This window comes from Massilia sp. S19_KUP03_FR1, from assembly GCF_036688685.1.
Lineage (GTDB): Bacteria > Pseudomonadota > Gammaproteobacteria > Burkholderiales > Burkholderiaceae_D > JALYUM01.
Map to the genome: position 1 here is coordinate 182,502 of NZ_JAQQPS010000008.1, position 23,550 is coordinate 206,051.

The 23,550-nt window shown below is 60.9% G+C and carries 19 protein-coding genes; 17 read left to right on the forward strand and 2 right to left on the reverse strand.

Translation table 11 applies throughout. The features are described from left to right. Positions 1–4: 4 nt before the first annotated feature. On the reverse strand, positions 5–967 hold the full coding sequence (locus tag V6M87_RS11105) for a hypothetical protein (protein WP_332876681.1): 963 nt from the start codon (positions 965–967) through the stop codon (positions 5–7). Positions 968–1,436: 469 nt separating this feature from the next. On the opposite strand from V6M87_RS11105, the gene V6M87_RS11110 reads away from it, so the two are divergent. From V6M87_RS11110 to V6M87_RS11180, 15 genes are all read left to right on the forward strand, one after another. After that, a complete protein-coding gene (locus V6M87_RS11110) occupies positions 1,437–3,050 on the forward strand; it encodes a methyl-accepting chemotaxis protein (RefSeq protein ID WP_332876682.1) in 1,614 nt (537 codons plus the stop codon). Positions 3,051–3,175: 125 nt separating this feature from the next. After that, a complete protein-coding gene (hemH, locus tag V6M87_RS11115; RefSeq protein WP_332876683.1) occupies positions 3,176–4,285 on the forward strand; it encodes a ferrochelatase in 1,110 nt (369 codons plus the stop codon). A gap of 362 nt (positions 4,286–4,647) precedes the next feature. Continuing rightward, positions 4,648–5,193, forward strand: coding sequence for a nucleotide exchange factor GrpE (gene grpE / locus V6M87_RS11120; RefSeq protein ID WP_332876684.1), 546 nt, complete (start codon positions 4,648–4,650; stop codon positions 5,191–5,193). Positions 5,194–5,271: 78 nt separating this feature from the next. After that, positions 5,272–7,245 carry a molecular chaperone DnaK gene (dnaK, locus tag V6M87_RS11125; RefSeq protein ID WP_332876728.1) on the forward strand — a complete coding sequence of 658 codons (1,974 nt, stop codon included), beginning with the start codon at positions 5,272–5,274 and terminating at the stop codon, positions 7,243–7,245. 128 nt (positions 7,246–7,373) lie between these two features. Next, a complete protein-coding gene (gene dnaJ, locus V6M87_RS11130) occupies positions 7,374–8,504 on the forward strand; it encodes a molecular chaperone DnaJ (RefSeq protein WP_332876685.1) in 1,131 nt (376 codons plus the stop codon). Positions 8,505–8,687: 183 nt separating this feature from the next. Beyond that, positions 8,688–9,179: a type VI secretion system baseplate subunit TssE gene (tssE, locus tag V6M87_RS11135; protein WP_332876686.1), complete on the forward strand. Its 492-nt coding sequence runs from the start codon at positions 8,688–8,690 to the stop codon at positions 9,177–9,179. Further along, positions 9,176–11,023: a type VI secretion system baseplate subunit TssF gene (tssF, locus tag V6M87_RS11140; protein ID WP_332876687.1), complete on the forward strand. Its 1,848-nt coding sequence runs from the start codon at positions 9,176–9,178 to the stop codon at positions 11,021–11,023. Before tssE ends, tssF begins: the two co-directional genes overlap by 4 nt. Further along, a complete protein-coding gene (tssG, locus tag V6M87_RS11145; protein ID WP_332876688.1) occupies positions 11,023–12,045 on the forward strand; it encodes a type VI secretion system baseplate subunit TssG in 1,023 nt (340 codons plus the stop codon). Before tssF ends, tssG begins: the two co-directional genes overlap by 1 nt. Before the next feature lie 21 nt (positions 12,046–12,066). Further along, entirely contained in the window at positions 12,067–14,871 is a 2,805-nt protein-coding gene (locus V6M87_RS11150; RefSeq protein ID WP_332876689.1) for a type VI secretion system Vgr family protein, read from the forward strand. A gap of 10 nt (positions 14,872–14,881) precedes the next feature. Then, complete coding sequence (locus V6M87_RS11155) at positions 14,882–16,738, forward strand: esterase/lipase family protein (protein WP_332876690.1); 1,857 nt, start codon at positions 14,882–14,884, stop codon at positions 16,736–16,738. Then, a complete protein-coding gene (locus V6M87_RS11160; protein WP_332876691.1) occupies positions 16,738–17,832 on the forward strand; it encodes a T6SS immunity protein Tli4 family protein in 1,095 nt (364 codons plus the stop codon). Before V6M87_RS11155 ends, V6M87_RS11160 begins: the two co-directional genes overlap by 1 nt. Before the next feature lie 147 nt (positions 17,833–17,979). Beyond that, complete coding sequence (locus V6M87_RS11165) at positions 17,980–18,246, forward strand: PAAR domain-containing protein (protein WP_332876692.1); 267 nt, start codon at positions 17,980–17,982, stop codon at positions 18,244–18,246. Positions 18,247–18,252: 6 nt separating this feature from the next. Beyond that, positions 18,253–18,408 (forward strand): hypothetical protein, encoded by a 156-nt coding sequence (locus V6M87_RS11170; RefSeq protein WP_332876693.1) that lies wholly within the window; start codon positions 18,253–18,255, stop codon positions 18,406–18,408. Positions 18,409–18,479: 71 nt separating this feature from the next. Further along, a complete protein-coding gene (gene can, locus V6M87_RS11175; RefSeq protein WP_332876694.1) occupies positions 18,480–19,187 on the forward strand; it encodes a carbonate dehydratase in 708 nt (235 codons plus the stop codon). 37 nt (positions 19,188–19,224) lie between these two features. After that, complete coding sequence (locus V6M87_RS11180) at positions 19,225–19,608, forward strand: nucleotide pyrophosphohydrolase (protein WP_332876695.1); 384 nt, start codon at positions 19,225–19,227, stop codon at positions 19,606–19,608. 132 nt (positions 19,609–19,740) lie between these two features. Here V6M87_RS11180 and V6M87_RS11185 read toward each other — a convergent pair whose 3' ends face one another. Then, on the reverse strand, positions 19,741–21,195 hold the full coding sequence (locus tag V6M87_RS11185) for an NAD-dependent succinate-semialdehyde dehydrogenase (protein WP_332876729.1): 1,455 nt from the start codon (positions 21,193–21,195) through the stop codon (positions 19,741–19,743). A gap of 145 nt (positions 21,196–21,340) precedes the next feature. Between V6M87_RS11185 and V6M87_RS11190 the strand changes: the two genes are divergently transcribed. After that, on the forward strand, positions 21,341–22,105 hold the full coding sequence (locus V6M87_RS11190; RefSeq protein WP_332876696.1) for a gamma-glutamyl-gamma-aminobutyrate hydrolase family protein: 765 nt from the start codon (positions 21,341–21,343) through the stop codon (positions 22,103–22,105). Between the two features lie 16 nt (positions 22,106–22,121). Continuing rightward, a complete protein-coding gene (locus V6M87_RS11195; RefSeq protein ID WP_332876697.1) occupies positions 22,122–23,492 on the forward strand; it encodes a glutamine synthetase family protein in 1,371 nt (456 codons plus the stop codon). The last annotated feature ends 58 nt before the right edge of the window (positions 23,493–23,550 follow it).

Sequence of the window (23,550 nt, forward strand, 5' to 3'; positions counted from 1 at the left end):
GCATTTAGCGGTTGCTGATGATGATCGTCACAGTCCCCGCACCACGCAGGACGATGCGGCGCGTTCCCGGCCCGGCGTACGGATACGCGCCAGCGCGGGAGGTGGCGCCGCGCCGGCCGGCCGTGGTCAGCGGTCGTGCCAGCCGTTGCAGCGCGTTCGGTGTTTGTGCCACTCGCTGCACGGCGCGGCGTACGGCGCGCGGCACGCCGCGCTGGGGCATCTGGCGTGCGCGTACGGCACGCTGGGCCGTTTGCAGGATACGGGCGGTTGCCCGCGCCGCCGGCGCGCCTTGCTGGCGCACCAGTGCACGCGTGGCCTGGGTGACCCCGCGCACCAGCTGGCGCCGCGCCGCCACCGGCATGCGCGCGACCTGCGGCATTGTGCGCCGCAGCGTCATGCCGGCAATGAGGGGCGCAGCGGCGTCGATCGCGTCGTCGTCATATTCGTCGACCAATTGATCGATGGCCTCGAATTCATCGGCGCCATCGGCCAGCAAGCGTCCTGCAACCGACGCGATACGGCTCAGTGCCTGGGCCTGCGGCAAGGGAATGTGGCGCAGGATCGGGGCCGCCACGCGCGCGACCTGGCCGACGCGCCGGCCCACTGCCTGGGCGCCGCGCGCAATGCGGCGCAGGCGACGCATGAATTCGTCGGCGTCGTCTTCTTCGAGCGCATCGGCCACGGCATCCTCGAAGGACAGGGCGTCGGATTCGCCGGAAGCGGCATCGACGTCGTCAAAGCCGGCAAACAGGTCGTCGTAGGCATCGTCGGCGGTGTCGTCGAAGTCGTCGGCGGCGTACGCGCGGGCCTCCGGCCTGCCGCCGCCGGCGCTGAACTCATCGGCCTCGTCGCCGGCGTCCCACTGATCGGCGCCATCCTCGCCCGCGTCGAACCCGGACTGGGCCGGACCCTCGCCACCGTCGGACAACATGTCTTTCATCATGTCTGCTTCAAAACGATCACTCATGCGATTCTCCCGATAGTGTCAAACGTGCGATTGCCGCACAGACCGTGCCGCCACGAAAAGTGCGGTACTTGGGCGTTCCGGCGTCTTGCGCTGCGTCGCTCTGTGTTTGAATATATCGAGTCGAAATGAAGCGTGTTTGATATCGGTCTATCAAAAGTCGGCACTAAATTCCGGGTTTTGGTGTCGTGCGGCGCTTTCACGCCATATCGGCACCTACCTGTTTGGTAGCGGCCACGCGGACCACCGAAGTGAGCAGACTAACAACAGGTCTTCAAGCTTGGTATTGACAGTGGGTAGGATTGATCGCATTCTTGATCACAAGTGCGTCTGCATTTCGCATCGTGTCCACGCAGCCTGGGCCGGTGCGCGACATTTTTCACCCTTTCTCCTCGCTCTATCGATGCCTCGCTGCCGTCAGGCGAGTTGGCCCTGCGCGGTGCCTGTTTTCATGATCTGAACTGGAACGTCGATGCAAGTGGGACACTGGAAGATTGCCACCAAATTGATGGTGGGTTTTGGGTTCGTGATCGTGCTGTTGTTATGTGTCGTGGGGGTCGGACTGAACCGCCTTGGCACTGTGGGTGGATTAACCCAGAAAGTCATCGAGACCGATTGGGCCAAGGCAGAAGCGGCGGCCAGCATCGCTGCGACCACGCGTGCCAATGCTGCGCTGACGATGCAGTTGTTCATCGCCAGTGACGCGAGCGCGCGGGCGGCGATCCTGGCCCAGGTGGAATCGAACAAGAAGACGATCAGCACGGCACTCGAGACGCTCCAGAAACTCGTCGCCCTGCCCGAGGGCAAGCGCATGCTTGCGACAATCCTGGAACGGCGCAAGGCCTATGTCCAGTCGTTCACGCGGGTTGCCAAGCTGATCGGCGAGGAGCGGCGCGACGATGCCGTCGCGCTGGTGCACCGGGAAACCCTGCCCGCGCTGGAGCAACTCCAGGCGTCAATCAGCGAACTGAACGTGTTGCAAACGACCGTGGCGCATCGCAGCGGCGCGGAGGTGCTGGACAACATCGGCATGGCGCGCATGCTCATGCTGGCGCTGGGCGGCGCGGCGCTGTTGGCCGGGATCGCGTCTGCCTGGATGGCCAGCCGTGCGATCACGGTACCGATCCAGCGTGCCATCGATCTGGCCGAGCAGGTGGCCGCTGGCGACTTGAGCGGCCATGTCGACGTCGACTCGAAGGATGAAATTGGCCAGTTGCTCACCGCCTTGAACAGCATGACGGCGAGCCTGGCGCAGATCGTCGGCCAGGTGCGCACAGGTACCGGCGTGATCGCGACTGCCTCCAGCCAGATTGCGGCCGGCAATATGGACCTGTCGTCCCGCACCGAAGAACAAGCCAGTGCACTGGAGGAAACCGCATCCTCGATGGAGGAAATGAGCGCCACGGTGAAGGAAAACGTCCAGCATCTACGCGACGCGTCGGCACATTCCGCGCAGGCTTCCGGGATGGCCGAACGCGGAGGCGAACTGGTCCGGGAAGTGGTGCGCACGATGGGGGCGATCAATGGTTCCTCGCGCAGGATCGTCGACATCATCGGCGTCATCGATGGCATTGCGTTCCAGACGAATATTCTGGCCCTGAATGCTGCCGTGGAAGCAGCCCGGGCCGGGGAGCAGGGGCGCGGCTTCGCCGTGGTGGCGTCGGAAGTGCGTAACCTGGCCCAGCGCTCGGCGCAGGCTGCGCGTGAAATCAAGCAGCTGATCGAAAGCTCGGTCGGCGACGTGGCCGAGGGATCCCGGCTGGTAGGTCAGGCGGGCGGCACGATGGAGCAACTGGTTGACAGCGTGCGCAAGGTCGCCGTGATCGTGGGCCAGATTAATGCGGCAAACCTTGAACAGAGCATCGGCCTCGAGCAGATCAATCTTGCCATCACTGCGATGGACCTGGTGACGCAGCAAAATGCCGCCATGGTCGAAGAGGCGGCGTCCGCTGCCAGCGAGATGAGCGCTCAGGCCATTCATCTCGAAGGTGTTGTCGCCCATTTCACATTGGATGCAGCGGTCGCGCCGGTGCCGCAGCGCGCAAGGCCGGCGCTGGCATTCACGCCCGGGCACAGATTGCACTGACCGCAAGCGACGGGCCGCGTGTGTGGTTGACCTGTCGTATTGGCGCACGGACAGCCCAAATAGGTGTTTGCAAACAATAGTGGACTTTATAATGGCAAGTTCCTATCTTCACTGTCACCCTTCCGATGCCCTTACGTCCAGAACCGTCCCATACGCACGGCACCGTGCCCACCAGCGCCGTCATCCTGGTCAACCTCGGCACCCCGGACGCCCCCACAAGAAAAGCCGTGCGGCGCTATTTGAAGGAATTCCTGTCCGATCCGCGCGTCGTCGAAATTCCGCGCCTGGTATGGTGGTGCATCCTGAACCTGATCATCCTGCCGTTCCGCTCCGGTCAATCGGCGGCGAAATACAAGATGATCTGGACCAAAGAGGGGTCGCCCCTGAAGGTGCATACCCAGGCGCAGGCGAAGCTGCTGGGCGCGCACTTGGCCGAGCGCGGCCACGCCAACCTGACCGTCACGATGGCCATGCGCTACGGTTCGCCATCGCTGCCCGAAGTGCTGGGCGGCCTGAAAGCGGCCGGGGTTGACCGCATCGCGATTTTGCCTGCCTACCCGCAATACTCCGCCACCACCACCGGCTCCATCTACGACGCCGTGTTCGACTATTACAAGCAAGTGCGCAACGTGCCGGAACTGCGCATGGCCAAGCACTATCACGATGACGAAGCCTACATCGACGCGCTGTGCGCCTCGATCGAAGCGCACTGGGATACCCACGGGCGCAGCGAGAAACTGGTGATGAGTTTTCACGGCGTGCCGAAACGCACGCTGATGCTGGGCGATCCGTACCACTGCGAGTGCTACAAGACCGCGCGCCTGGTTGCGACCAAACTGCGCCTGGACGCGAGCGAGTACATGGTGACGTTCCAGTCGCGCTTCGGCAAGGCCGAATGGCTGCAGCCGTACACGGCGCCGACCCTGGTCGCACTGGCACAAGCTGGCTTGAAGCGCGTGGATCTGATCTGCCCGGGCTTCACCAGCGACTGCCTGGAAACGCTGGAAGAAATCAGCATGGAGGCGAAACACGATTTTATCGCCGCCGGCGGCCAGGAATTTCACTACATCCCCTGTCTGAACGAGGCGCCGCAGTGGATTGCCGCACTGGGAACCATCGCAGAACACCACATGATCGGCTGGCCAACCATGCTCAGCAGCGCCCAGCGCGATGAAGAAAAACAGGACGCCGCGATCGGCCGCGCCAGCGCTCTGGCCTTGGGCGCCACCGATTAAGGAATGTTGTACTGGTTGCCCAGATTGACGTAACAGAGCCACGCCATTGTCAGGATGGTGTAGGCAAGCACTGCGGCGCTAATCAGTTGCAATCTCATACATACACCCTCCAGACTGGCCCCGGGCGTCGTGCGCGCCCGACTGGCCTTGTCAAATCCATACTAGAGCCCCATCTCTGTCATTGATCTGTTCAACAAGTAATAAGTGTAACAATTCATTTCAGGAATTTTTTCAAGGACGCGCTTGCTAATCCCCTTGAAAATGTAGGAGATCACCCCATTTGATTGCCTGTGAGTGTGCAAGTTCATGCGCAAAACAGGTCAATCCCCACTATTTAGTGCTTGATATCAGGAGTTTTTTCAATGCAAGACCAAGAAAACCAAGAGTTGAACCAGGCAGCCAATGGCGAACCGGTCGATGCGGCCCAGGCGCAAACGCCAGCCGGCTCGCCGAGCGTGGAAGAACAGCTGAGCGCGACCGAAGCCAAACTGGCCGACATGCATGACGCGTTCATGCGCGCCAAGGCCGAAGGCGAAAACATCCGCCGCCGCGCCCAGGAAGATGTCAGCAAGGCGCACAAATTTGCCATCGAAAGTTTCGCCGAGGCCATGGTGCCGGTGCGTGACAGCCTCGAGATGGCCTTGAAGGTCGACACCCCGTCGGTCGAATCGCTGAAGGAAGGCGTTGAAATGACGCTCAAGCAGCTGACTTCGGCCTTCGAAAAAAACCGCTTGCTGGAAATTCTGCCAGCGCAGGGCGACAAGCTGGACCCGAACAAGCACCAGGCCGTGGCAGTTGTGCCGGCTGAACAGGAAGCCAATACGGTGGTCACCGTGTTGCAAAAAGGTTACATGATCGCGGACCGCTTGCTGCGCCCGGCCATTGTCACCGCAGCACAAGCAAAGTAAGTAAAAAAACGACGTGCAGCTTACTTATTTTCATAACTAAGCTCTTGAAAGCACGCAGTTTTTCCCTATATCCGAAGCATCCAAACATCAGTACCTACAAGGAAAAAAATCATGGGCAGAATTATTGGCATCGACCTGGGCACCACCAACTCGTGCGTGGCGATCATGGAAAATGGTCAACCGAAGGTCATCGAGAACGCTGAGGGCGCGCGGACGACTCCTTCGATCATTGCTTACCAGGAAGATGGCGAGATCCTGGTTGGCGCGCCGGCAAAACGCCAGGCCGTCACCAACCCACAAAACACGCTGTTCGCCGTCAAGCGCCTGATTGGCCGCAAGTTCGACGAAAAAGAAGTGCAAAAAGACATCGCGCTGATGCCTTACAAAATCATGAAGGCAGACAACAACGACGCCTGGATCGGTGTGCGCGACAAGAAACTGGCGCCACCGCAGATTTCGGCTGAAGTCCTGCGCAAGATGAAAAAAACGGCAGAAGACTACCTCGGTGAAGAAGTCACCGAAGCCGTCATCACCGTGCCTGCTTACTTCAACGATTCGCAGCGCCAGGCAACCAAAGACGCCGGCCGTATCGCGGGTCTGGACGTCAAGCGCATCATCAATGAGCCAACCGCAGCTGCGCTGGCATTCGGCCTGGACAAGACCGACAAGGGCGACCGCAAGATCGCCGTGTATGACCTGGGCGGCGGCACGTTCGACGTCTCGATCATCGAAATCGCCGACGTCGATGGCGAAAAGCAGTTCGAAGTGCTGTCGACCAATGGTGACACCTTCCTGGGCGGCGAAGACTTCGACCAGCGCATCATCGATTACATCATCGAAGAATTCAAAAAGATCAACGGCCTGGACCTGAAAAAAGATCCAATCGCCCTGCAGCGCATCAAAGCGTCGGCCGAGCGCGCGAAGATCGAATTGTCGTCGTCGCAGCAAACCGAAATCAACGAGCCGTACATCGCCATGGCGAACGGCGCGCCGGTCCACCTGAACCTGAAAATGACCCGCGCCAAGCTGGAGTCGTTGGTTGAGGAACTGATCAACGCGACCATGGAGCCATGCCGCATCGCCATCAAGGATGCAGGCGTTAAAGTTTCGGACATCGACGACATCATCCTGGTCGGCGGCATGACCCGTATGCCGAAGGTGCAGGAAAAAGTTAAAGAGTTCTTCGGCAAGGATCCACGCAAAGACGTGAATCCGGACGAAGCGGTTGCTGTCGGCGCGGCCATTCAAGGCTCCGTGTTGTCGGGCGAGCGTAAAGACTTGCTGCTGCTGGACGTGACGCCACTGTCGCTGGGTATCGAAACCCTGGGCGGCGTGATGACCAAAATGATTCACAAAAACACGACGATCCCGACCAAGTTCTCGCAGGTGTTTTCGACCGCCGACGACAACCAGCCGGCCGTGACCATTAAAGTGTTCCAGGGTGAGCGCGAAATCGCAGCCGGTAACAAGGGCCTGGGCGAATTCAACCTGGAAGGTATCCCGCCAGCATCGCGCGGTACGCCACAGATTGAAGTGACCTTCGACATCGACGCCAACGGCATTTTGCACGTCGGCGCGAAAGATAAGGCTACCGGCAAGGAAAACAAGATCACGATCAAGGCCAACTCGGGCCTGACCGAAGCGGAAATCCAGAAAATGGTGAAAGACGCCGAAGTCAATGCCGAGGAAGACAAGAAAGTGAAAGAGCTGGCAGAATCGCGTAACGGCGCCGATGCACTGGTGCACTCGACCCGTAAATCGATGACCGAGCATGGTGACAAGCTGGAAGCGGCTGAGAAAACCGCCATCGAAGAAGCCATTTCGGCCCTCGAAGGTTCGATCAAATCGGGCGACAAGGCCGACATCGATGCCAAGACTGCCACGCTGAACACCGCGGCGCAGAAACTGGGCGAGAAGATGTATGCCGACATGCAGGCGCAGCAGGCAGCCGGCGGCGCCGAAGGTGGCCAGCAGCCTGGTGCCGAGCAAGCCAGCCAACCGCAAGACGACGTCGTTGACGCCGACTTCAAGGAAGTCAAGGACGCGAAGTAATTACAGTCGGGCCGGAGATTTCCGGCTCGATTGAGGGAAGGCCGAGCCGCAAGCAGCCCAAAAGGTGCCCGGCTCGGTTTTTTTGCATAGACCGTTTCATTAGCAGATAAACAGCAAGGTGCCCGCACATGGCAAAGCGTGATTTTTACGAGATTCTTGGCGTCTCGAGGACGGCTTCGGAAGAAGAGATCAAGAAGTCCTACCGCAAGCTCGCGATGAAATATCATCCGGACCGCAATCCAGATAATAAAGAGTCGGAAGAGAAGTTCAAGGAAGTCAAAGAAGCGTACGAGATGCTGACCAATCCGGACAAACGCGAAGCGTATGACCGGCATGGTCACGCCGGCGTGGACCCGAACATGGGCGCTGGTGGCTTTGGCGGTGGCGCCGGTGGTTTTGGCGACGCCTTCGGCGACATCTTCGGCGATATTTTCGGCGGCGGCGCCGGGCGCGGCAGGTCAAACGGTCCGCAGGTCTACCGTGGCGGCGACTTGCGCTACAACCTCGAGATCACGCTCGAGCAGGCCGCAGCCGGCTACGACACGCAGATTCGCGTACCGAGCTGGGACAAGTGCGACACCTGCCACGGCAGCGGCGCCAAGCCGGGTACGCAGCCGGTCACTTGCACCACCTGCGCCGGTCACGGCCAGGTGCGCATGCAGCAGGGTTTCTTCAGCATCCAGCAAACCTGCCCGAAATGCCACGGTTCCGGCAAGATCATTCCCGAGCCATGTGCAGCCTGCAGCGGCGCGGGTCGGATCAAGCGCAACAAGACGCTGGAAGTGAAAATTCCGGCGGGTATCGACAATGGCATGCGCATCCGCTCCACCGGCAACGGTGAACCGGGTACCAACGGCGGCCCTGCGGGCGACCTGTACGTCGAGATCCATATCAAGGCGCACGCGGTGTTCCAGCGCGAAGGCGACGACCTGCATTGCGAAATGCCGATCTCGTTCACCAAGGCGACCCTGGGCGGCGAAATTGAAGTGCCTACGCTGTCCGGCAAGGTGTCGTTCACGATTCCTGAAGGTACCCAGTCCGGCAAAACCTTCCGCCTGAAGTCGAAGGGTATCAAGGGCGTGCGCTCCGGTTACCACGGCGATCTGTTCTGCCACGTGGTGGTCGAAACGCCGGTCAAGCTCAACGACAAGCAAAAAGACCTGCTGCGCGAGTTCGACCGTCTGACCGCCGAAGGTGGCGCCAAGCACAGCCCGCAAAGCAAGGGCTGGATGGACAAGGTCAAGGATTTCTTCGAGTAAGCACTTCCTTGAATCAATCAAACAGAACCGCCGCTGGCCGATGCCACCGGCGGTTTTTTCATGGTTGTCTCTGGTTTGCAACGTCACGAAAGACATTGATCCGTCGCAAATTGCCATTGCTCAATAACCTGATACTCGCCTCTGGTTCAGCGTATGCTGCTGCGCAACTTCTGGCGAGGAAGCATGAAAAAAGATCTGTTCTTGCCCGGCATCTGGGACCGCTTGATGGCCGCCGGCCAGGCCCCTGCGCATGGCACCCCGTCTACCCGGCCATCCCAGTCCCTTGCCCAGCTACATGCCTCGATCGCGCGCGACCTGGAGGATTTGTTTAACACGCGCCTGGCGCTGCCTGCCAGCACCCTCGACAACTACACGGCATGTCGCCAGACCATACTCAACTTCGGCCTGATGGATTTTGCTGCGCTGTGCCTTGGCAGCAGCGACGATCAAAAAATCATCTGCGCGTATGTCACGGAAACCATCAACCGTTTTGAACCGCGTCTGGGCGACGTCTTCACCTCGATTGCACCAGCCATCGATTCCACCAACCGGCTCGATGTCGTCATCCACGCGACCATCAAGGGCGCGGCGCGCGCGCGGGTAAAATTCAACGCCATGCTGCAGCCGTCAACGCTGCAGTATTCGGTGAGTCAGGCGCGGGGGCCGCAGGCATGATCGACGACATCCTGCCGTATTACGAACGGGAGCATGCCAGCACCGCGCGGATGGTGGACGAATTCATCGAGCAATATCCCCAACTCGCTGGCGTACTGGGATTCGATGGCAATGACTGCAGCGATCCCAGCGTGCAGCGCATCATTGCCGCCATGGTCATGATGGGCGCCACCATTTTGAAACTGCTGGATGACAATTACCCGCAGTTCACCGGCAGCCTGCTGAGCATGAACTACCCACATTTTACGCAACCGTTTCCCTCGACGTCGATTGCGCGCTTCGATGCCAGCACGGCCGACGCCAAGGCGCTTTCCAGCGTTGTCACGGTGCCACGCGGCGCCTGCCTGCATGCGAGCGCGCAAGATGACGTCGTCTGCAAGTTCGACACCGTTTATCCGGTCACGCTGGCGCCGGTGCGTATCGACAGCGTGCGCTGTGCAGATGTGCACGCCGGCCACCATGGCGATCGAATGGTGGCCGGGGCCACGGCGCTGATCGACCTCACCGTCAGCGGATTCGATGCCACCCGGACGCTGGCGCAACAGGCGCTGCCATCCCTGCGCGTGTACATCGATGGCGAACCGTCCTTGCGCGCGTGCGTGCGCGACCTGCTGTTCATGCACACGCTCGCAGCCTATGTCAATGTGGGCGCTGACGATGCACCCTGGACGCGCCTGGAACAGGTGCCGCTTGCGCCGGTTGGTTTTCGCAGCGACGAAGCGGTGATTCCCTTCAAGGCCACGTCGCACCCGGCGTATCGCATCCTGCTCGAATACTTTGCCTGTCCCGAGAAATTCAATTTTTTCGATATTGACATGGCGCTGCTGTGCAGCTATTTGCCCGCAGGCGGCCAGCGCGTGCGCTTGCGTCTGGCTGTCGACTCGGTGGCGCCCGATTCGTCCGCTGCGCGCATCCTGCGCGCGCTGTCGACGAAAAATTTTCTGCTTGCCTGCACACCCATCGTCAACCTGTTCCCGCGCGCCGCCTCACCAGTCGATCTGACCCATACCAAGGCCGAATATGCCGTGCTGGCCTGCGCCGAACATCCGGCGGCGTATGACATCCACAGTGTCAGTGCGGTGCGGATGGTACGCGATACCCCCAAGGGCGCGGTTCAAACCATTTTCCATCCGTATTATTCTCTGCGGCATGGCATGGCCGGCGGTCGCAAGGGCCATTACTACACGATGCGGCGCGATGCGACGCTGGCCGGGATCAGCCCTGGACACGAGATGCGCCTGGCACTGGTCGACAGCGAGTTCGACCCATTGGCGGTGGAGGCGGCCACGGTGTCGATCGCGCTGCTCTGTACCAACCGCGACTTGCCGAGCCGGCTGCCGCTGGGACAAGCTGGCGGTGACCTGCGCCTTGAGAATTGCAGCAATCCCCATCCGGTGCGATTGTTGCGCAAGCCAACGCCGACGTACCGCTTTTCCCAGGCCGCGCAGTGGCGCCTGATTGCACAAATCGCCCTCAGCGAGCAGGCGCTGACCGATGTCAACCTGGAAGCGTTCACCGAATTACTGATGCTGCACAACCTGCCGCAATCGAACGTGACCCTGCGCCAGATCGGCGGCGTGACCGGTTTTGCGCGCACCAGCGCGCGTGCGTGGATGCCTGACGCGCACGGCGGCGCGCGCCAGCATGGCGTGGGTGTGCGCATGACGGTCGACGAGTCCGCCTTTGTTGGGAGTGGCATCCACGTGTTTGCGCAGGTCATCGACCATTTCCTTGGCCACTACGCGCAACTGAACACCTTCATTCAACTGACCGTCGTGTCGCACGCGACCGGCAAGGAGCTGATCCGATGCGCGCCTCGCAGCTGTGCCGCCAATCTGGCGTAATGGATCGACTGTTTGAGGCGCCGTGGCGCTTCGACCTGGTGCAGGCCCTGCGCCTGATCGAACTGTGGCTGCGCCGAAACGGCGTGGCGTGTGACGGCGATTTGCTGCACCACGTGCGCTTTCGTAACAGCCTGTCGATGCATTTCCCGGCGAGCCAGATCGAAGCACTGGCAGCAATGGGCGACGCACCGATTACTTCCGGCAGCGCCTTGCAAGCGGCGTTTGATGCTGGCCAATTGCGGACAATGACATTCACGCCGGCGTTTCTCGGCTTCTTCGGCGTGAACGGCATGATGCCGAACTTTTACACGGACGATATCGTCGACCAGATCCGGCACGACAAATATGAAGGCACCCGCGCGTTCTTCGACATTTTCTATAACCGGATCATGACGCTGTATTTTCAGGCCGCCTGCAAGCATCGCGTGCAGCATCGCTTCGACGAGGACGGTGTCGCGGCCATCTTGCCGATGCAACTGGCACTGGCCGGCCAGAAGACCGCGCGTGACGATGACGGTATTCTCAGTGACACGGTCGTCGCGCATTACGCGGCGCTGCTGCGGCACCGCCCGGTATCGGCCAGCATGATCGAAAGTATCCTCACCGAATACTTCGACCTGCCGATCCGGCTCGAGCAATTCGTCGGCTCGTTCGACCGCTTGCATCGGAATGAGTTGTGCATGCTTGGCGTGCAGTGCGCCACGCTGAGCGCAGGCGCCGTGCTGGGTGAGCGCGTGCGCGAGTGCCACGCGCGTGCGCGCCTGCATATCGGGCCGCTGTCGATCGCCGACTACGAGCGCTTCCTGCCGGGCGGCGCGGCTGCTGCGCAGCTCAAGCAATTGCTGGCCTTGTTTGCGACGCCGACCATCCACTTCGAGTTGCACCTGATTCTGCGCGCAGCCGATGTACTGCCCGTGCGCTTTGATGCACCGCACGGCAATCGTCTCGGCTATGACACCTGTCTACTCAGCAGTGCCGCGCGTGACGATTGCGGCGAATTTTTATTCGACCTGAACCGCTAACTGGCCACGTTGGAGTAACCGATGGAAAACATGAACGACCTGGTCGACCTGATGTTCTCGGGCCAGCAGTTCGACACCTTGCACCGCGCCTTGCGCCTGCGGATCGCCTTCCCGGACGGCATCTCCGATTGCGTCTTGCTGCCCCAGCGCGTGCACGGCGCCGAGTCGATGTGCGGCGGCATCGCCTACACGATCTTGTGCGTGTCGGCCTCGAGCGACCTGCCCCTGAAAAGTTTTATTGGACTGGCGGCCGAGCTGCAACTGGTGACCGACACGGGCGAGCTACACGGCGTCTGCGGCCTGATCACGGAAGCTGCTTCCGGCCAGAGCGACGGCGGCCTGGCCACCTACCAGCTGGTCTTGCGCGATGCTTTTTCCAGCGTGATGGCGCTGGGCGCCAACACGCGCGTGTTCATCGACAAGAACGAAATCGAGATTGCCGCCATCGTGCTTGCCGGCTGGCGCGAACGCAGCCCGCTGCTGGCCGCTGCCTTCGACTACAAACTTTCCGTCGAAATGGCGCAGCAACAGTTCCCGCAACGCGCCTTTACGCGCCAAGACAACGAGTCCGATTGGGCCTTCCTGACGCGTCTGTTCAAGCGGCGCGGCATTGCCTGGTTCGTGCGACCCGGGCGCGCCATGCCGGGCGAAGACGATGATGACGACAACGGCGCGCCGGTGCACACCCTGGTGCTGTTCGTCGAGCAGTTGCGCCTGCCACAAAACGCCGCCGGCACCGTGCGCTACCACCGCGCCGACGGCACCGAGGAACATGACAGCGTCACTGCCTGGCGCGCGGTACGCACGCTGGGGCGCGGCAGCGTGTCGCGCTTCAGCTGGGATTACGACGACCCGCTGGCAACCCCCTTCATGGCGGCCGGCGCGCGCAGCCGCCAGGACCAGGGCCAGCGCGGCAACCGCATCGCCATCGACATCAACGACTACCGCATCGACCCGCCGCATGTGGGCGATACCAACGCCGACCACATCGATTTGACCAGCGCGCGCATGGCCGGCCACGACTACGCCGTTAAATCCTTTCATGGCGAAGGCACGGTGCGCGACCTGCGCGTGGGCGAATGGATCACGCTCGACGGCCATCCCGAGATCGACCGCCACGACGACGAGGCTCGCCAGTTCATCGTTACGGCGTTCCAACTTGCGGCGCGCAACAACCTGCCCAAAGCGCTCAACGGGCGCGTCGAGCGCCTGTTCGCGCGCAGCCGCTGGCATGGCGCGCAGGATAATGGCATTGCCGAACTGATCGACACCGAGGCGCAGCCGTTCCGGATTCACTTCACCTGTTCGCGGCGCAGCATCCGCATCGTGCCGCCCTACGATGCGCGCGTGGACGTGCCGTCGGCGCGCCTGCACAGCGCTATCGTGGTCGGCCCGGAAGGGAAGACCGTTCACTGCGACGACCTTGGCCGCATCAAGATCCGCTTTCCGGGTACGCGTGCGGTAGACCACCAGCATGCCGGTGGCGCCGGCGCCTCCGGCACCGACACCGATTCCGCGTGGGTGCGCCTGGCCATGCCCTGGGCCGGCAACGGGCCGGGCAGTTTCAACCAGTTCGGCGCCGTGTTCCTGCCCCGTGCCGGCAGCGAAGTGCTGATTGACTACATCGACAGCGATCCGGACCGCCCGGTGATCGTCGGCCAGTTGTACAACCAGGCCGGCATGCCCGCAGCACTCAGTTCGCGTGGCGCCTTGCCGGGCAACCGTTACCTGGCCGGCTTGCGCAGCCGCGAGGTGCGCGGCGCGCGCGGCAACCAGCTGCGCCTGGACGACACGCCCGAACAGATCAGCGCCCAGCTGGCCAGCGACCATGGCGCCAGCGCGCTCAATCTCGGGTGGCTCAGCACGGAGCGGGCCGATGGCGCAGGCCAGCCGCGCGGGGAGGGGGCGGAGTTGCGCAGCGATCAGGCGGTGGCGCTACGAGCCCGTCATGGCATTTTTCTCACGGCATCGTCCGCATCGAATGCCGAGGCTGCGCAACTAGAGCGCACAAACTTGATCGATAGTGCCGAGGCCGCGGTGAGCGTTACCCAGGAACTTTCCGACTCTGCTGCCGCGCACAGCGTTGACTCGGCCGAAGGCGAGCAGCTTGGCGAACTTCTCGGCGCTGTACGCAATTGGCACAGTGGCTCGAATGTCGCTCCGCGTGAAGCGCAGGCTGGCGGACGGCCGATCGTGGCGGCCAGCGCCGAGGCGGGCATGCTGCTTGCCAGCACCGACAATCTGGCGCTTGCTGCGAAGACGCGGATTGACATCGCCAGCATTGCCGACACGCAGCTCTCAGCCGGGCGCAGCCTGTTCTTGCGCGCCGCCTGCGGCCTGAATCTGGTTGCCTTCAAACTCGGCATGAAACTGGTGGCGGCCGCTGGCAACTTGCGCATCGAGGCGCACGACGGCGACATCGTGATCACGTGCCCCAAGAAAATCCGGATTGTGGCAGGTGAAGGCATCGACATCGAAGCAATGAAGGTCAAGGTCGTGGCGCAGGGCGTCCAGGCCGACTTTGGCGGCGGCGCCATCACGCAGCAAAGTTCCGGGGCGCACACCATCAAGGCATCGTGCTTCGACCAGCTGGGCGCCGGCGACGCGACGCCGGAGGGCGTCAAGCTCCCGGTGTCGAGTATGAACCATGACCAGCAGGTGCAACTGGTCGACATGATCTCGTGCGAACCGGCACCGAAGCGGAAGTACCGGATTACGACTGGAGACGGCGCGGTGATCGAAGGTGTTAGCGATGACGCAGGGATGACCGAGCGCTTCACGGACCAGTCCGCCTTTTCCCCTTACAAAATCGAACTGCTCGACTGAAAGGACCATCATGGCACATGGCGCGACACTTCCTGTCCAACCTGAAACAGGCGGCAAAGTTGCCGAAGGTTACAGCACTCCAAAGGCCGACCAGCTGGTACAGCGCATGGTCATACCGCCGAAAAGAGTCCTGCCGATTGTTTTCTTGCCCGGCATCATGGGCTCCAATCTGCGCATGAGCGCGGCGCGGCAGGCGCTGCTCAAGAAATCGAACAATATGGCATGGCGCCCTGAGGACAAGACCGAATCAAAAGCGCTAATTAATGCCTCGGCGGCAAGGCGGCAATCGCAACTCGATCCGGACACAACCGAGGTCGATATCTACGACCCGATCACCAACCCCACCGGCGATGAAAGCGAAACGTCGTACGAGCGCCACGATAACGTCAAGCTTGGCTCGTACTATGTGGGAGTCGGCATCAATACGCCTCTGTTAGTGAGCGACGACAGGAGGGCGGCAAACAGCAGGACTCGCGAACAGAAGGCACGCGAGCGCGGTTGGGGCGAAGTTTATTACAGCAGCTATCGCGAATTGCTGGAAATGTGCGAAGCGCACCTTAATCAGCCTTACGTCCGTCCCGGTCAACCGACGGCATGGTGGAAAAGCGAGATGCTCGGAATATCCCCGCAGACTTGGCAAGCCCTGCGCGAGTTCAATCTGGCGCCACTCGATGAACCCATGCTCAGGCAAGCCGTAACGGGTTGCTGGTTTCCCGTGCACGCGATGGGCTACAACTGGCTCCGTTCAAACCAGAAATCTGGAAAGGAAATCGCCACGCGCATCGAGGCGCTGATCAAGCGCTATCTCGCGCAGGGCTTTCAGTGCGAGAAGGTCATCATCGTCACGCATTCGATGGGCGGGCTGGTGGCGCGGGCGCTGATTCATCCGGACATGGGGAACTTAAAGGAGAAGGTGCTGGGCATGGTGCATGGCGTGATGCCAGCCACAGGCGCTGGTGCCAGCTACAAGCGCATGCGCTGTGGATTCGAGGGATGGATGCTGGATATAGGCTCCAAAGTGTGCGGCAACACCGGTTCGGAAGTTACCGCCATATTGGGCAATGCGCAGGGTGGGCTGGAACTTTTGCCAAGCCAGGCTTATGGCAATGCATGGCTCCAAGTGCGCCATCAGGATTCCATTCTGCTGAGCTTGCCCAAGGACGGTGACCCCTATAAAGAGATCTACAAAATTAAAAATAAATGGTATGGCCTGGTTTATGACGAGAAGTGGTTAAATCCAGCTCGCCTGGAAAACCGAAACTTAGCCAGAACACACAGCTTGCTGGATGCAGCGAAAGCTTTCCACAACGCCATCGAAAATACATTTCATGACCAAAGCTATGCGCATTACGGCAACGATCTTACGCGTCGTGCATGGCGCCACGTGCTGTGGGACATTTCGCTCCCGGTCGCGCCTGGGCAGATTGACCTATTACGTTTGTCCGTTGACAGCCTCCAGGGCGAACTGACACTGACCGATCCGAGCAGGCGGCCGAATCCCATCAGCCCGGCGACCGGTCAGCTCAAACCGCCCCCGGCGCCTGATTCGCGCACCTCGATCTTGCCGCCTGCATCCGGTCTGAGTGACTTGACCGGGCCAGTCACTTCCGCCGGCCCAGCAAAGGGGGCCGTCAAACTTCCTTCGGTGCCGAATTCGCTCACCGCGATCTTGCGGCCGGCAACCGATGCGGGTGACATGACCGTACCTGTCCATTCAGCCGACAGTCAACACGCGAGCGGGAAGTTCAAAGGCATTTTCAGGCAGACCGGTTATGAACATCAGTCCAGTTATTCAGACAATGGCGCCTTGCGCAGCACGCTCTACAGCATCGTCCAAATTGCCCGCACCATGACCTGGAGTAAATAATGAAACAAGCTCTGCGTTCCCGTTTTTTTGCACTCACCTGCACTGCCTTGATCGGCGCGTCGCTTGCAGGCGCCGCTCCCCGCGCACCTGACAATCTCAAAAGGGCCAATATGACTACGCAATCTGCGCGTGTGGAAAAAATTTTTGCGAAAATCAAGCCTGTATGTTTCGGCCGTTTCGTCATCGATGTACCCGAGACGGCGACCGTCGTCTTCGGACGCATGACGGTCGATTTCGAGATCGGCCACTTTCCTGGCGAGGCCAGCATGGCCGACAAGCATATCGCCAAGCAAGTGTTGAAACTCGAAAAAGAAGATTTCCTTTATAAAGATATGAACAAGCCAGGGTCTCTGTACGGTCAAGTTTTAAATGACGGCGTTCCTGGCCAAAAAACTTTTATAGGTGCGGGTGACGACAGCTATCGTCTTTCCTCATACGTTCCTGTAGGGTCGGATCTATTTGTGTTTGAGTCCAATAGTCTTCCGGATACAGCAGCAGTCAAAAAGAGAGTTGCTAAAGCTGGGTATTTTGGAAGTCAACTACGCTTCCGTGCAGAAAACGACATTCCTTTGGAGCGCGGCATCTGCCTTGAAGGTGGCTTTATCAGTCTCAACCCGACTTTTGAAAACATCTCCATGGGGGTTCGGCTGGCCGAATTGCCGGATGTGCATTTATCGATCAGCACCCTGAAAAACGGCGACGAGCCGGACGAGTACTCAAAACTGGAATTCCGGTTAAAGGGGGCGGAGCAGAACGCGATTCAGGCGGGCAAGGGCGAACTGTACCAGCGCATCAAGTTCTTGCGGCGCGCACCGCGCCAGATGGGGGACTGGATCGGTGAAGAAGCATTGGCCCGTATGCCCGCCGAAAAAGGCGGTTTCGCGACCCACCAGTTTGTGTTCTATGCAATGGGTGCCGCCAACGATATCCTGCTGCCCGTCGCCGATGTCCAGCTCGATACGGGTGTGTCCGGCAATGCGACAAAAGCCAGGCCACCCAGCGTGACCGACAACGAAGCGATCGCGATTTGGGATCGTTTGACCGGCTCAATTCGCGCGCGACCGACGACGCCTGTGATAAGCGCCAAAAAATAGTCGGTTCCCCCATTCGTCGGCAGAAACGCGGTAAAGGCAGTCATGCTGCCGGCAGAACGCGATGGGGCTGTATCACTGAACGGTGCCGTCAGGTGTACGCAACGGCACTGACCATCACGGTGTCACACACGCGATCAAGGAGACTGCATGGCCAACGTTATCCGTTTGGGCGACCCTACGTCGCACGGTGGACTGGTTGTCGATTGCTGCGCGACCAGCGTCAAGGCGGGCGGCAAACCGATGGCCGTGGTGGGCGACAAGGTCATTTGTCCGGTGCGGGGGCATACGAATTGCACGATTGCCACCGGCAACGCGCGGCACCGCATCGACGGCAAGGCTGTCGCCTATGAAGGCGATACAACAAGCTGTGGGGCGGTTCTGCAGTCGACATATTCGTGCTTTTCGATTTCGTAATACGGCATGTCCGCGCCGATGACGAGCGTGTTGTGTACCTGTCCAAACGCCACGCCGTCGCATACCCTGGTGCTGTTCTACGAGCAGCGCCATCACGACACCAAAGTCGCCTACCACAGCGACGTGACAGTCTGTGGCGCGAAACTGGTTTCGACAATTTGAACAGGCACTGACGTCGCCGCGAGCCTCCGTGGTTTTCTTGATGCGCCTGAAGTTTAAGATAAACTGTCGGCATGGATACTAAAAGCACTGGCCTGACGGCCGAAGAATTATTTGCCCGCAACCGTGAGTGGGCCGCAACCATGGTTGCGGAAAACCCGGATTTTTTCAAATCGCTGGCCTCACAGCAGGCCCCCGAATACCTGTGGATCGGCTGCTCGGACAGCCGCGTTCCCGCCAATGAATTGCTCGGCATGGCGCCGGGCGAGCTGTTTGTGCATCGGAATATCGCCAACGTGGTGGTGCACTCCGACCTGAATGCGCTGACCGTGCTGCAGTTCGCCGTGGACGTGTTGAAAGTTAAACACGTGATCGTCTGCGGCCACTACGGCTGCTCAGGCGTGCACGCCGCAATGACCGGCCGCCGCGTGGGCCTTGCCGACAACTGGCTGCGCCACGTGCAGGATGTGGCGCACAAATATGATCGCTACCTCGGCGAAGTGGTCGACATTCCGGCCCGCGCCGATCGCCTATGCGAGCTGAACGTGGCCGAGCAGGTCATCAACGTGGCCCAGACCACCGTCGTGCGCGACGCCTGGGAGCGCGGGCAGGAACTGACCATCCATAGCTGGGTGTACGGCCTGTCGGACGGCTTGTTGCGCGACCTGGGGATGACGGTCAGCAGCCACGATGAAATCGCGTCCAAGCTCGAAGCGCGCTTGCTGGCCTACAAGGTCAAAGTGGGCCTTGCGGGCGAAGCAGGCATCTTCAGCGGCCGCTAACGACAGCCAGAACGCGCATGACCACCGGAGTTTCACAGTGACGCAAGAAAGCGGAGAATTTGACCAGCTGCGCGACCTGGTGCGCGTGTTTGTCGACGAGCGCGATTGGGACCAGTTTCATACGCCCAAAAACTTGTCGGCGGCGCTGTCGGTCGAGGCAGCGGAGTTGCTGGAGCATTTTCAGTGGCTGCGCGACGGACGGATGGACGAACTCGGGCCGGAGAAACTGGTGCAGGTGCGGCACGAGATGGCCGATGTGCTGGTGTACCTGGTGCGGCTGGCCGATAAACTCGACGTCGATCTGGTGGCGGCGGTGCAGGAGAAGATGGTGCTCAACCGGGCAAAGTATCCAGCCGATCTGGTGCGCGGCGATGCGCGCAAGTATCACGAGTACAAGTCGATTCCGAAGTCGGACTCGTAGTTTCAACACCATCCTTCTTGACGTCATCCGCGCGGAGGCGGGGACCCATACGATGCGACTTCGGACGCAGGCTATGGGCCCTCGCCTGCGCGAGGGTGACGGCTTTTAGCGCGGAGGTGATCGCAAACGTCGTTAAATCCCGCTCATCATGATGTACTTGATGACGAGGTAATCCTCCATCCCGTACTTCGATCCTTCGCGCCCTAGTCCCGACTGTTTCACGCCACCAAACGGCGCCACCTCGTTCGAAATCAGCCCGGTGTTCACGCCCACCATCCCCGATTCAATTGCCTCGGCCACGCGCCACACCCGCCCGATATCGCGCGCATAGAAATATGCCGCCAGCCCGAACTCGGTGTCATTGGCCATGGCGATCACTTCTTCTTCGGTTTTAAAACGGAACAGCGGCGCCAGCGGCCCGAAGGTTTCTTCGCGCGCGACCAGCATGTTCGAGGTCACGCCCGTCAACACGGTCGGCTCGAAAAAGCTGTGCCCCAGCGCATGGCGCTTGCCGCCCAGCGCCAGCGTCGCGCCCTTGGCCAGCGCATCGGCAATATGCTCCTCGACCTTCTTGACGGCCTTCTCTTCGATCAGCGGCCCCATATTGATACCCGCCCCGGTGCCATCGCCCACCTTCAGTTTGGACACGGCTGCCACCAGCTTGTCGGCAAACTGTTCATACACACCGTCCTGCACATACAGGCGATTCGCGCACACGCAGGTCTGGCCGTTGTTGCGGTATTTCGATGCCAGCGCGCCTTCGACGGCGGCATCGAGATCGGCATCATCGAACACGATGAACGGCGCATTGCCGCCCAGTTCGAGCGACAGTTTTTTAATGGTCGGCGCGCACTGCTCCATCAGGATGCGGCCGACGGCCGTCGAGCCGGTAAAGCTCAGTTTGCGCACGGTCGGATTGGCACACATCTCGGCGCCGATGGATTTCGAGTCGCCCGTGATGACGTTGAACACGCCTTTCGGCACGCCCGCGCGTTCGGCCAGCACGGCCAGCGCGTAGGCCGAAAACGGCGTCAGCTCGGCCGGCTTCAACACGATCGGGCAACCAGCCGCCAGCGCCGGACCGACTTTGCGGGTGATCATCGCCGCCGGAAAATTCCACGGTGTGATGGCCGCGCACACGCCGATCGGCTCGCGCGTGACGACGATGCGGCTGCCGCGTGCGGGCGACTCGAGCGTGTCGCCGGCGATGCGCTTGGCTTCTTCGCCGAACCATTCCAGGAACGATGCGGCGTAGGCGATTTCGCCCTTGGCTTCCGCCAGCGGTTTGCCTTGCTCGGCCGTCATGATGGCCGCCAGGTCGTCGGCGTTTTCCAGCATCAGGTCGTTCCACTTGCGCAGGATGGCGGCGCGTTCCTTCGCCAGTTTCTTGCGCCAGGCCGGCCAGGCGGCAGCGGCCGCGGCAATCGCGCGTCTGGTTTCCTCGGCGCCCATGTGCGGCACGGTGCCCAGGTCAAAGCCAGTGGCCGGGTTGATGACGTGAACCGTGTTCGCGTCTTGCGCGTCGCACCATTCGCCGTCGATAAACGCCTGGTGGCGCAGCAGGGTTGGGTCTTTCAGGTTCAGCATCATGTCCTCATGTTCGGTCGATATCGATGCAATATCCTAGACCTTTTTGCAAGATGCCGTATGCTGGCCGAGGCTGACGTGTGGGCATGTCAGCACAAATAGGCTTATGATCTTGGCATCAAGCAACCATCTACAAGAGGTAGCCATGCGTCCAACAGTCATCGTTCCAGCCTGCACCCGCGACTTCGGCGAGCACCCTTATCATGCAGCGCAATATAAATATGTCGACGCGGTCGTCATCGGCGCCGACTGCGCACCGATGATCCTGCCCTCGCTGGGCGCAGCGCTCGACCTGGAGACGGTACTCGGCACCATCGACGGCATCATGCTGACCGGTTCGGCGTCGAATGTGCACCCGAGCTACTACTCGCAAGAGGTGCTCGACCCGTCCCTGCCGCAAGATCCGGCGCGCGACCTGACCACCTTGCCGCTGATCCGGGCCGCCGTGGCACGCGGGATTCCGATCCTGGCGATTTGCCGCGGGTTCCAGGAAATGAATGTGGCGCTGGGTGGCAGCCTGCTGCAGGCCGTGCAGTCAGTGGCCGGCAAGATGGACCACCGCGAGAACGCCGCCCTGTCGATGGACGACCAGTACGGCGACGCCCACGCGGTCAACATCCTGCCCGGCGGGGTGCTGGAGCAGGTGCTGGCGCTGACCAGCATTCGCGTCAATTCGCTGCACGGGCAGGGCATCGATGCGCTGGCGCCCGGCCTGCGCATGGAAGCGACCGCCGATGACGGTCTGGTCGAAGCGTTTTCGGTGGCCGATGCCCCCGGCTTTACGCTGGCGCTGCAATGGCATCCCGAATGGCGCATTGCCGAGAACCCGCATTCGATGAAGATGTTCGGCGCCTTCGGCGACGCTTGCCGCGCCCATCACGCACAACGCATGGCCCTGGCTAACCTATAACAAGAGAGTAACGATTATGGCAATCCGCGAAAATTTTACCTACACCGACATGGACGAATGGCTCAATGCCAAGCGCGTGACGGAAATCGAATGCCTGGTCCCCGATTTGACCGGCGTGGCGCGTGGCAAAATCCTGCCGCGCGGTAAATTTACCCAGGAACGCGGCATGCGTATCCCGGAGGCCGTGCTCGGCATGACCGTGACCGGCAACTATCCGACCCACGACGACGCCTACGACCGCGCCATCTCCAGCATCGACCGCGACATGATCCTGAAAGCCGACCCGACCACCATCACGATGGTGCCGTGGGCGGTCGACCCCACCGCGCAGGTGATTCACGACTGCTACTTTGCCGACGGCAAAATGGTCGACTTCGCCCCGCGCACGGTGCTGCGGCGCGTATTGAAACTGTATGCAGATAAAGGCTGGAAGCCGGTGGTGGCGCCCGAACTCGAGTTTTACCTGACCGCCAAGAACATCGACCCGGATTTACCATTGCGCCCGCCGATCGGCCGCAGTGGCCGCGCCGAAACCAGCCGCCAGGTCTACAGCATCGACGCCGTCAATGAATTCGATCCATTGTTCGAAGACATTTACGATTACTGCGAGCTGATGAACCTGGACGTCGACACGCTGATTCACGAAATCGGCGCCGGCCAGATGGAAATCAATTTCCAGCACGGCGACCCGCTCGGCCTGGCCGACAAGGTGTTCTTCTTCAAGCGCACGCTGCGCGAAGCGGCGCTCAAGCACGATATGTACGCCACCTTCATGGCGAAGCCAATGGCCGGCGAGCCGGGGTCAGCCATGCACGTGCACCAGAGCGTGGTCGACGCCACCACCGGCCTGAACATTTTCAGCAAAGATGACGGCTCGCCGGCCCCGATCTTCAATCACTACATCGGCGGCCTGCAGAAATACATGCCGTCGGCCATGGCCATCATTGCGCCGTATGTGAACTCGTACCGCCGCATCGTGCGTCATACCGCCGCGCCGATCAACCTGCAATGGGGTGTCGACAACCGCACGGTGGGCTTTCGGGTGCCGGTATCCGGTTCGCAGGACCGTCGCGTGGAGAACCGCATCATCGGCGCCGACGCCAATCCCTACCTGGCCCTGGCGGTGACGCTGGCCTGCGGCTACCTCGGCATGACCGAGGCGCTCGAGCCGACGCCCATTTCGGCCGGCAGCGCCTACGAGCATCCGTTCGAACTGCCGCAGGGCTTGCCCGAAGCGCTGCACCTGTTGCGCAACGAGGACAAGCTGCGCACGGTGCTGGGCGAACGATTTATCGATGTGTATGCTGCAATCAAGGACCTGGAGCACCAGGAATTCATGACCGTCATCAGTCCCTGGGAGCGTGAGCACTTGCTGCTGCACGTTTAACCTTCCTACAGGAGTTTTATCATGGCACCGCCTTCCTCCAGTGCAGCGCTTGCTGTGC

Bases quoted from the DNA above. Each gene is read 5' to 3' on its own strand.
- V6M87_RS11165 (WP_332876692.1), top strand. From the start codon at position 17,980: ATGGCCAACGTTATCCGTTTGGGCGACCCTACGTCGCACGGTGGACTG.
- V6M87_RS11150 (WP_332876689.1), top strand. From the start codon at position 12,067: ATGGAAAACATGAACGACCTGGTCGACCTGATGTTCTCGGGCCAGCAG.
- tssF (WP_332876687.1), top strand. From the start codon at position 9,176: ATGATCGACGACATCCTGCCGTATTACGAACGGGAGCATGCCAGCACC.
- V6M87_RS11155 (WP_332876690.1), top strand. From the start codon at position 14,882: ATGGCACATGGCGCGACACTTCCTGTCCAACCTGAAACAGGCGGCAAA.
- V6M87_RS11105 (WP_332876681.1), bottom strand. From the start codon at position 967: ATGAGTGATCGTTTTGAAGCAGACATGATGAAAGACATGTTGTCCGAC.
- hemH (WP_332876683.1), top strand. From the start codon at position 3,176: ATGCCCTTACGTCCAGAACCGTCCCATACGCACGGCACCGTGCCCACC.
- V6M87_RS11160 (WP_332876691.1), top strand. From the start codon at position 16,738: ATGAAACAAGCTCTGCGTTCCCGTTTTTTTGCACTCACCTGCACTGCC.
- can (WP_332876694.1), top strand. From the start codon at position 18,480: ATGGATACTAAAAGCACTGGCCTGACGGCCGAAGAATTATTTGCCCGC.
- V6M87_RS11195 (WP_332876697.1), top strand. From the start codon at position 22,122: ATGGCAATCCGCGAAAATTTTACCTACACCGACATGGACGAATGGCTC.
- V6M87_RS11170 (WP_332876693.1), top strand. From the start codon at position 18,253: ATGTCCGCGCCGATGACGAGCGTGTTGTGTACCTGTCCAAACGCCACG.
- tssG (WP_332876688.1), top strand. From the start codon at position 11,023: ATGGATCGACTGTTTGAGGCGCCGTGGCGCTTCGACCTGGTGCAGGCC.
- tssE (WP_332876686.1), top strand. From the start codon at position 8,688: ATGAAAAAAGATCTGTTCTTGCCCGGCATCTGGGACCGCTTGATGGCC.
- V6M87_RS11185 (WP_332876729.1), bottom strand. From the start codon at position 21,195: ATGCTGAACCTGAAAGACCCAACCCTGCTGCGCCACCAGGCGTTTATC.
- V6M87_RS11190 (WP_332876696.1), top strand. From the start codon at position 21,341: ATGCGTCCAACAGTCATCGTTCCAGCCTGCACCCGCGACTTCGGCGAG.
- dnaJ (WP_332876685.1), top strand. From the start codon at position 7,374: ATGGCAAAGCGTGATTTTTACGAGATTCTTGGCGTCTCGAGGACGGCT.
- grpE (WP_332876684.1), top strand. From the start codon at position 4,648: ATGCAAGACCAAGAAAACCAAGAGTTGAACCAGGCAGCCAATGGCGAA.
- V6M87_RS11110 (WP_332876682.1), top strand. From the start codon at position 1,437: ATGCAAGTGGGACACTGGAAGATTGCCACCAAATTGATGGTGGGTTTT.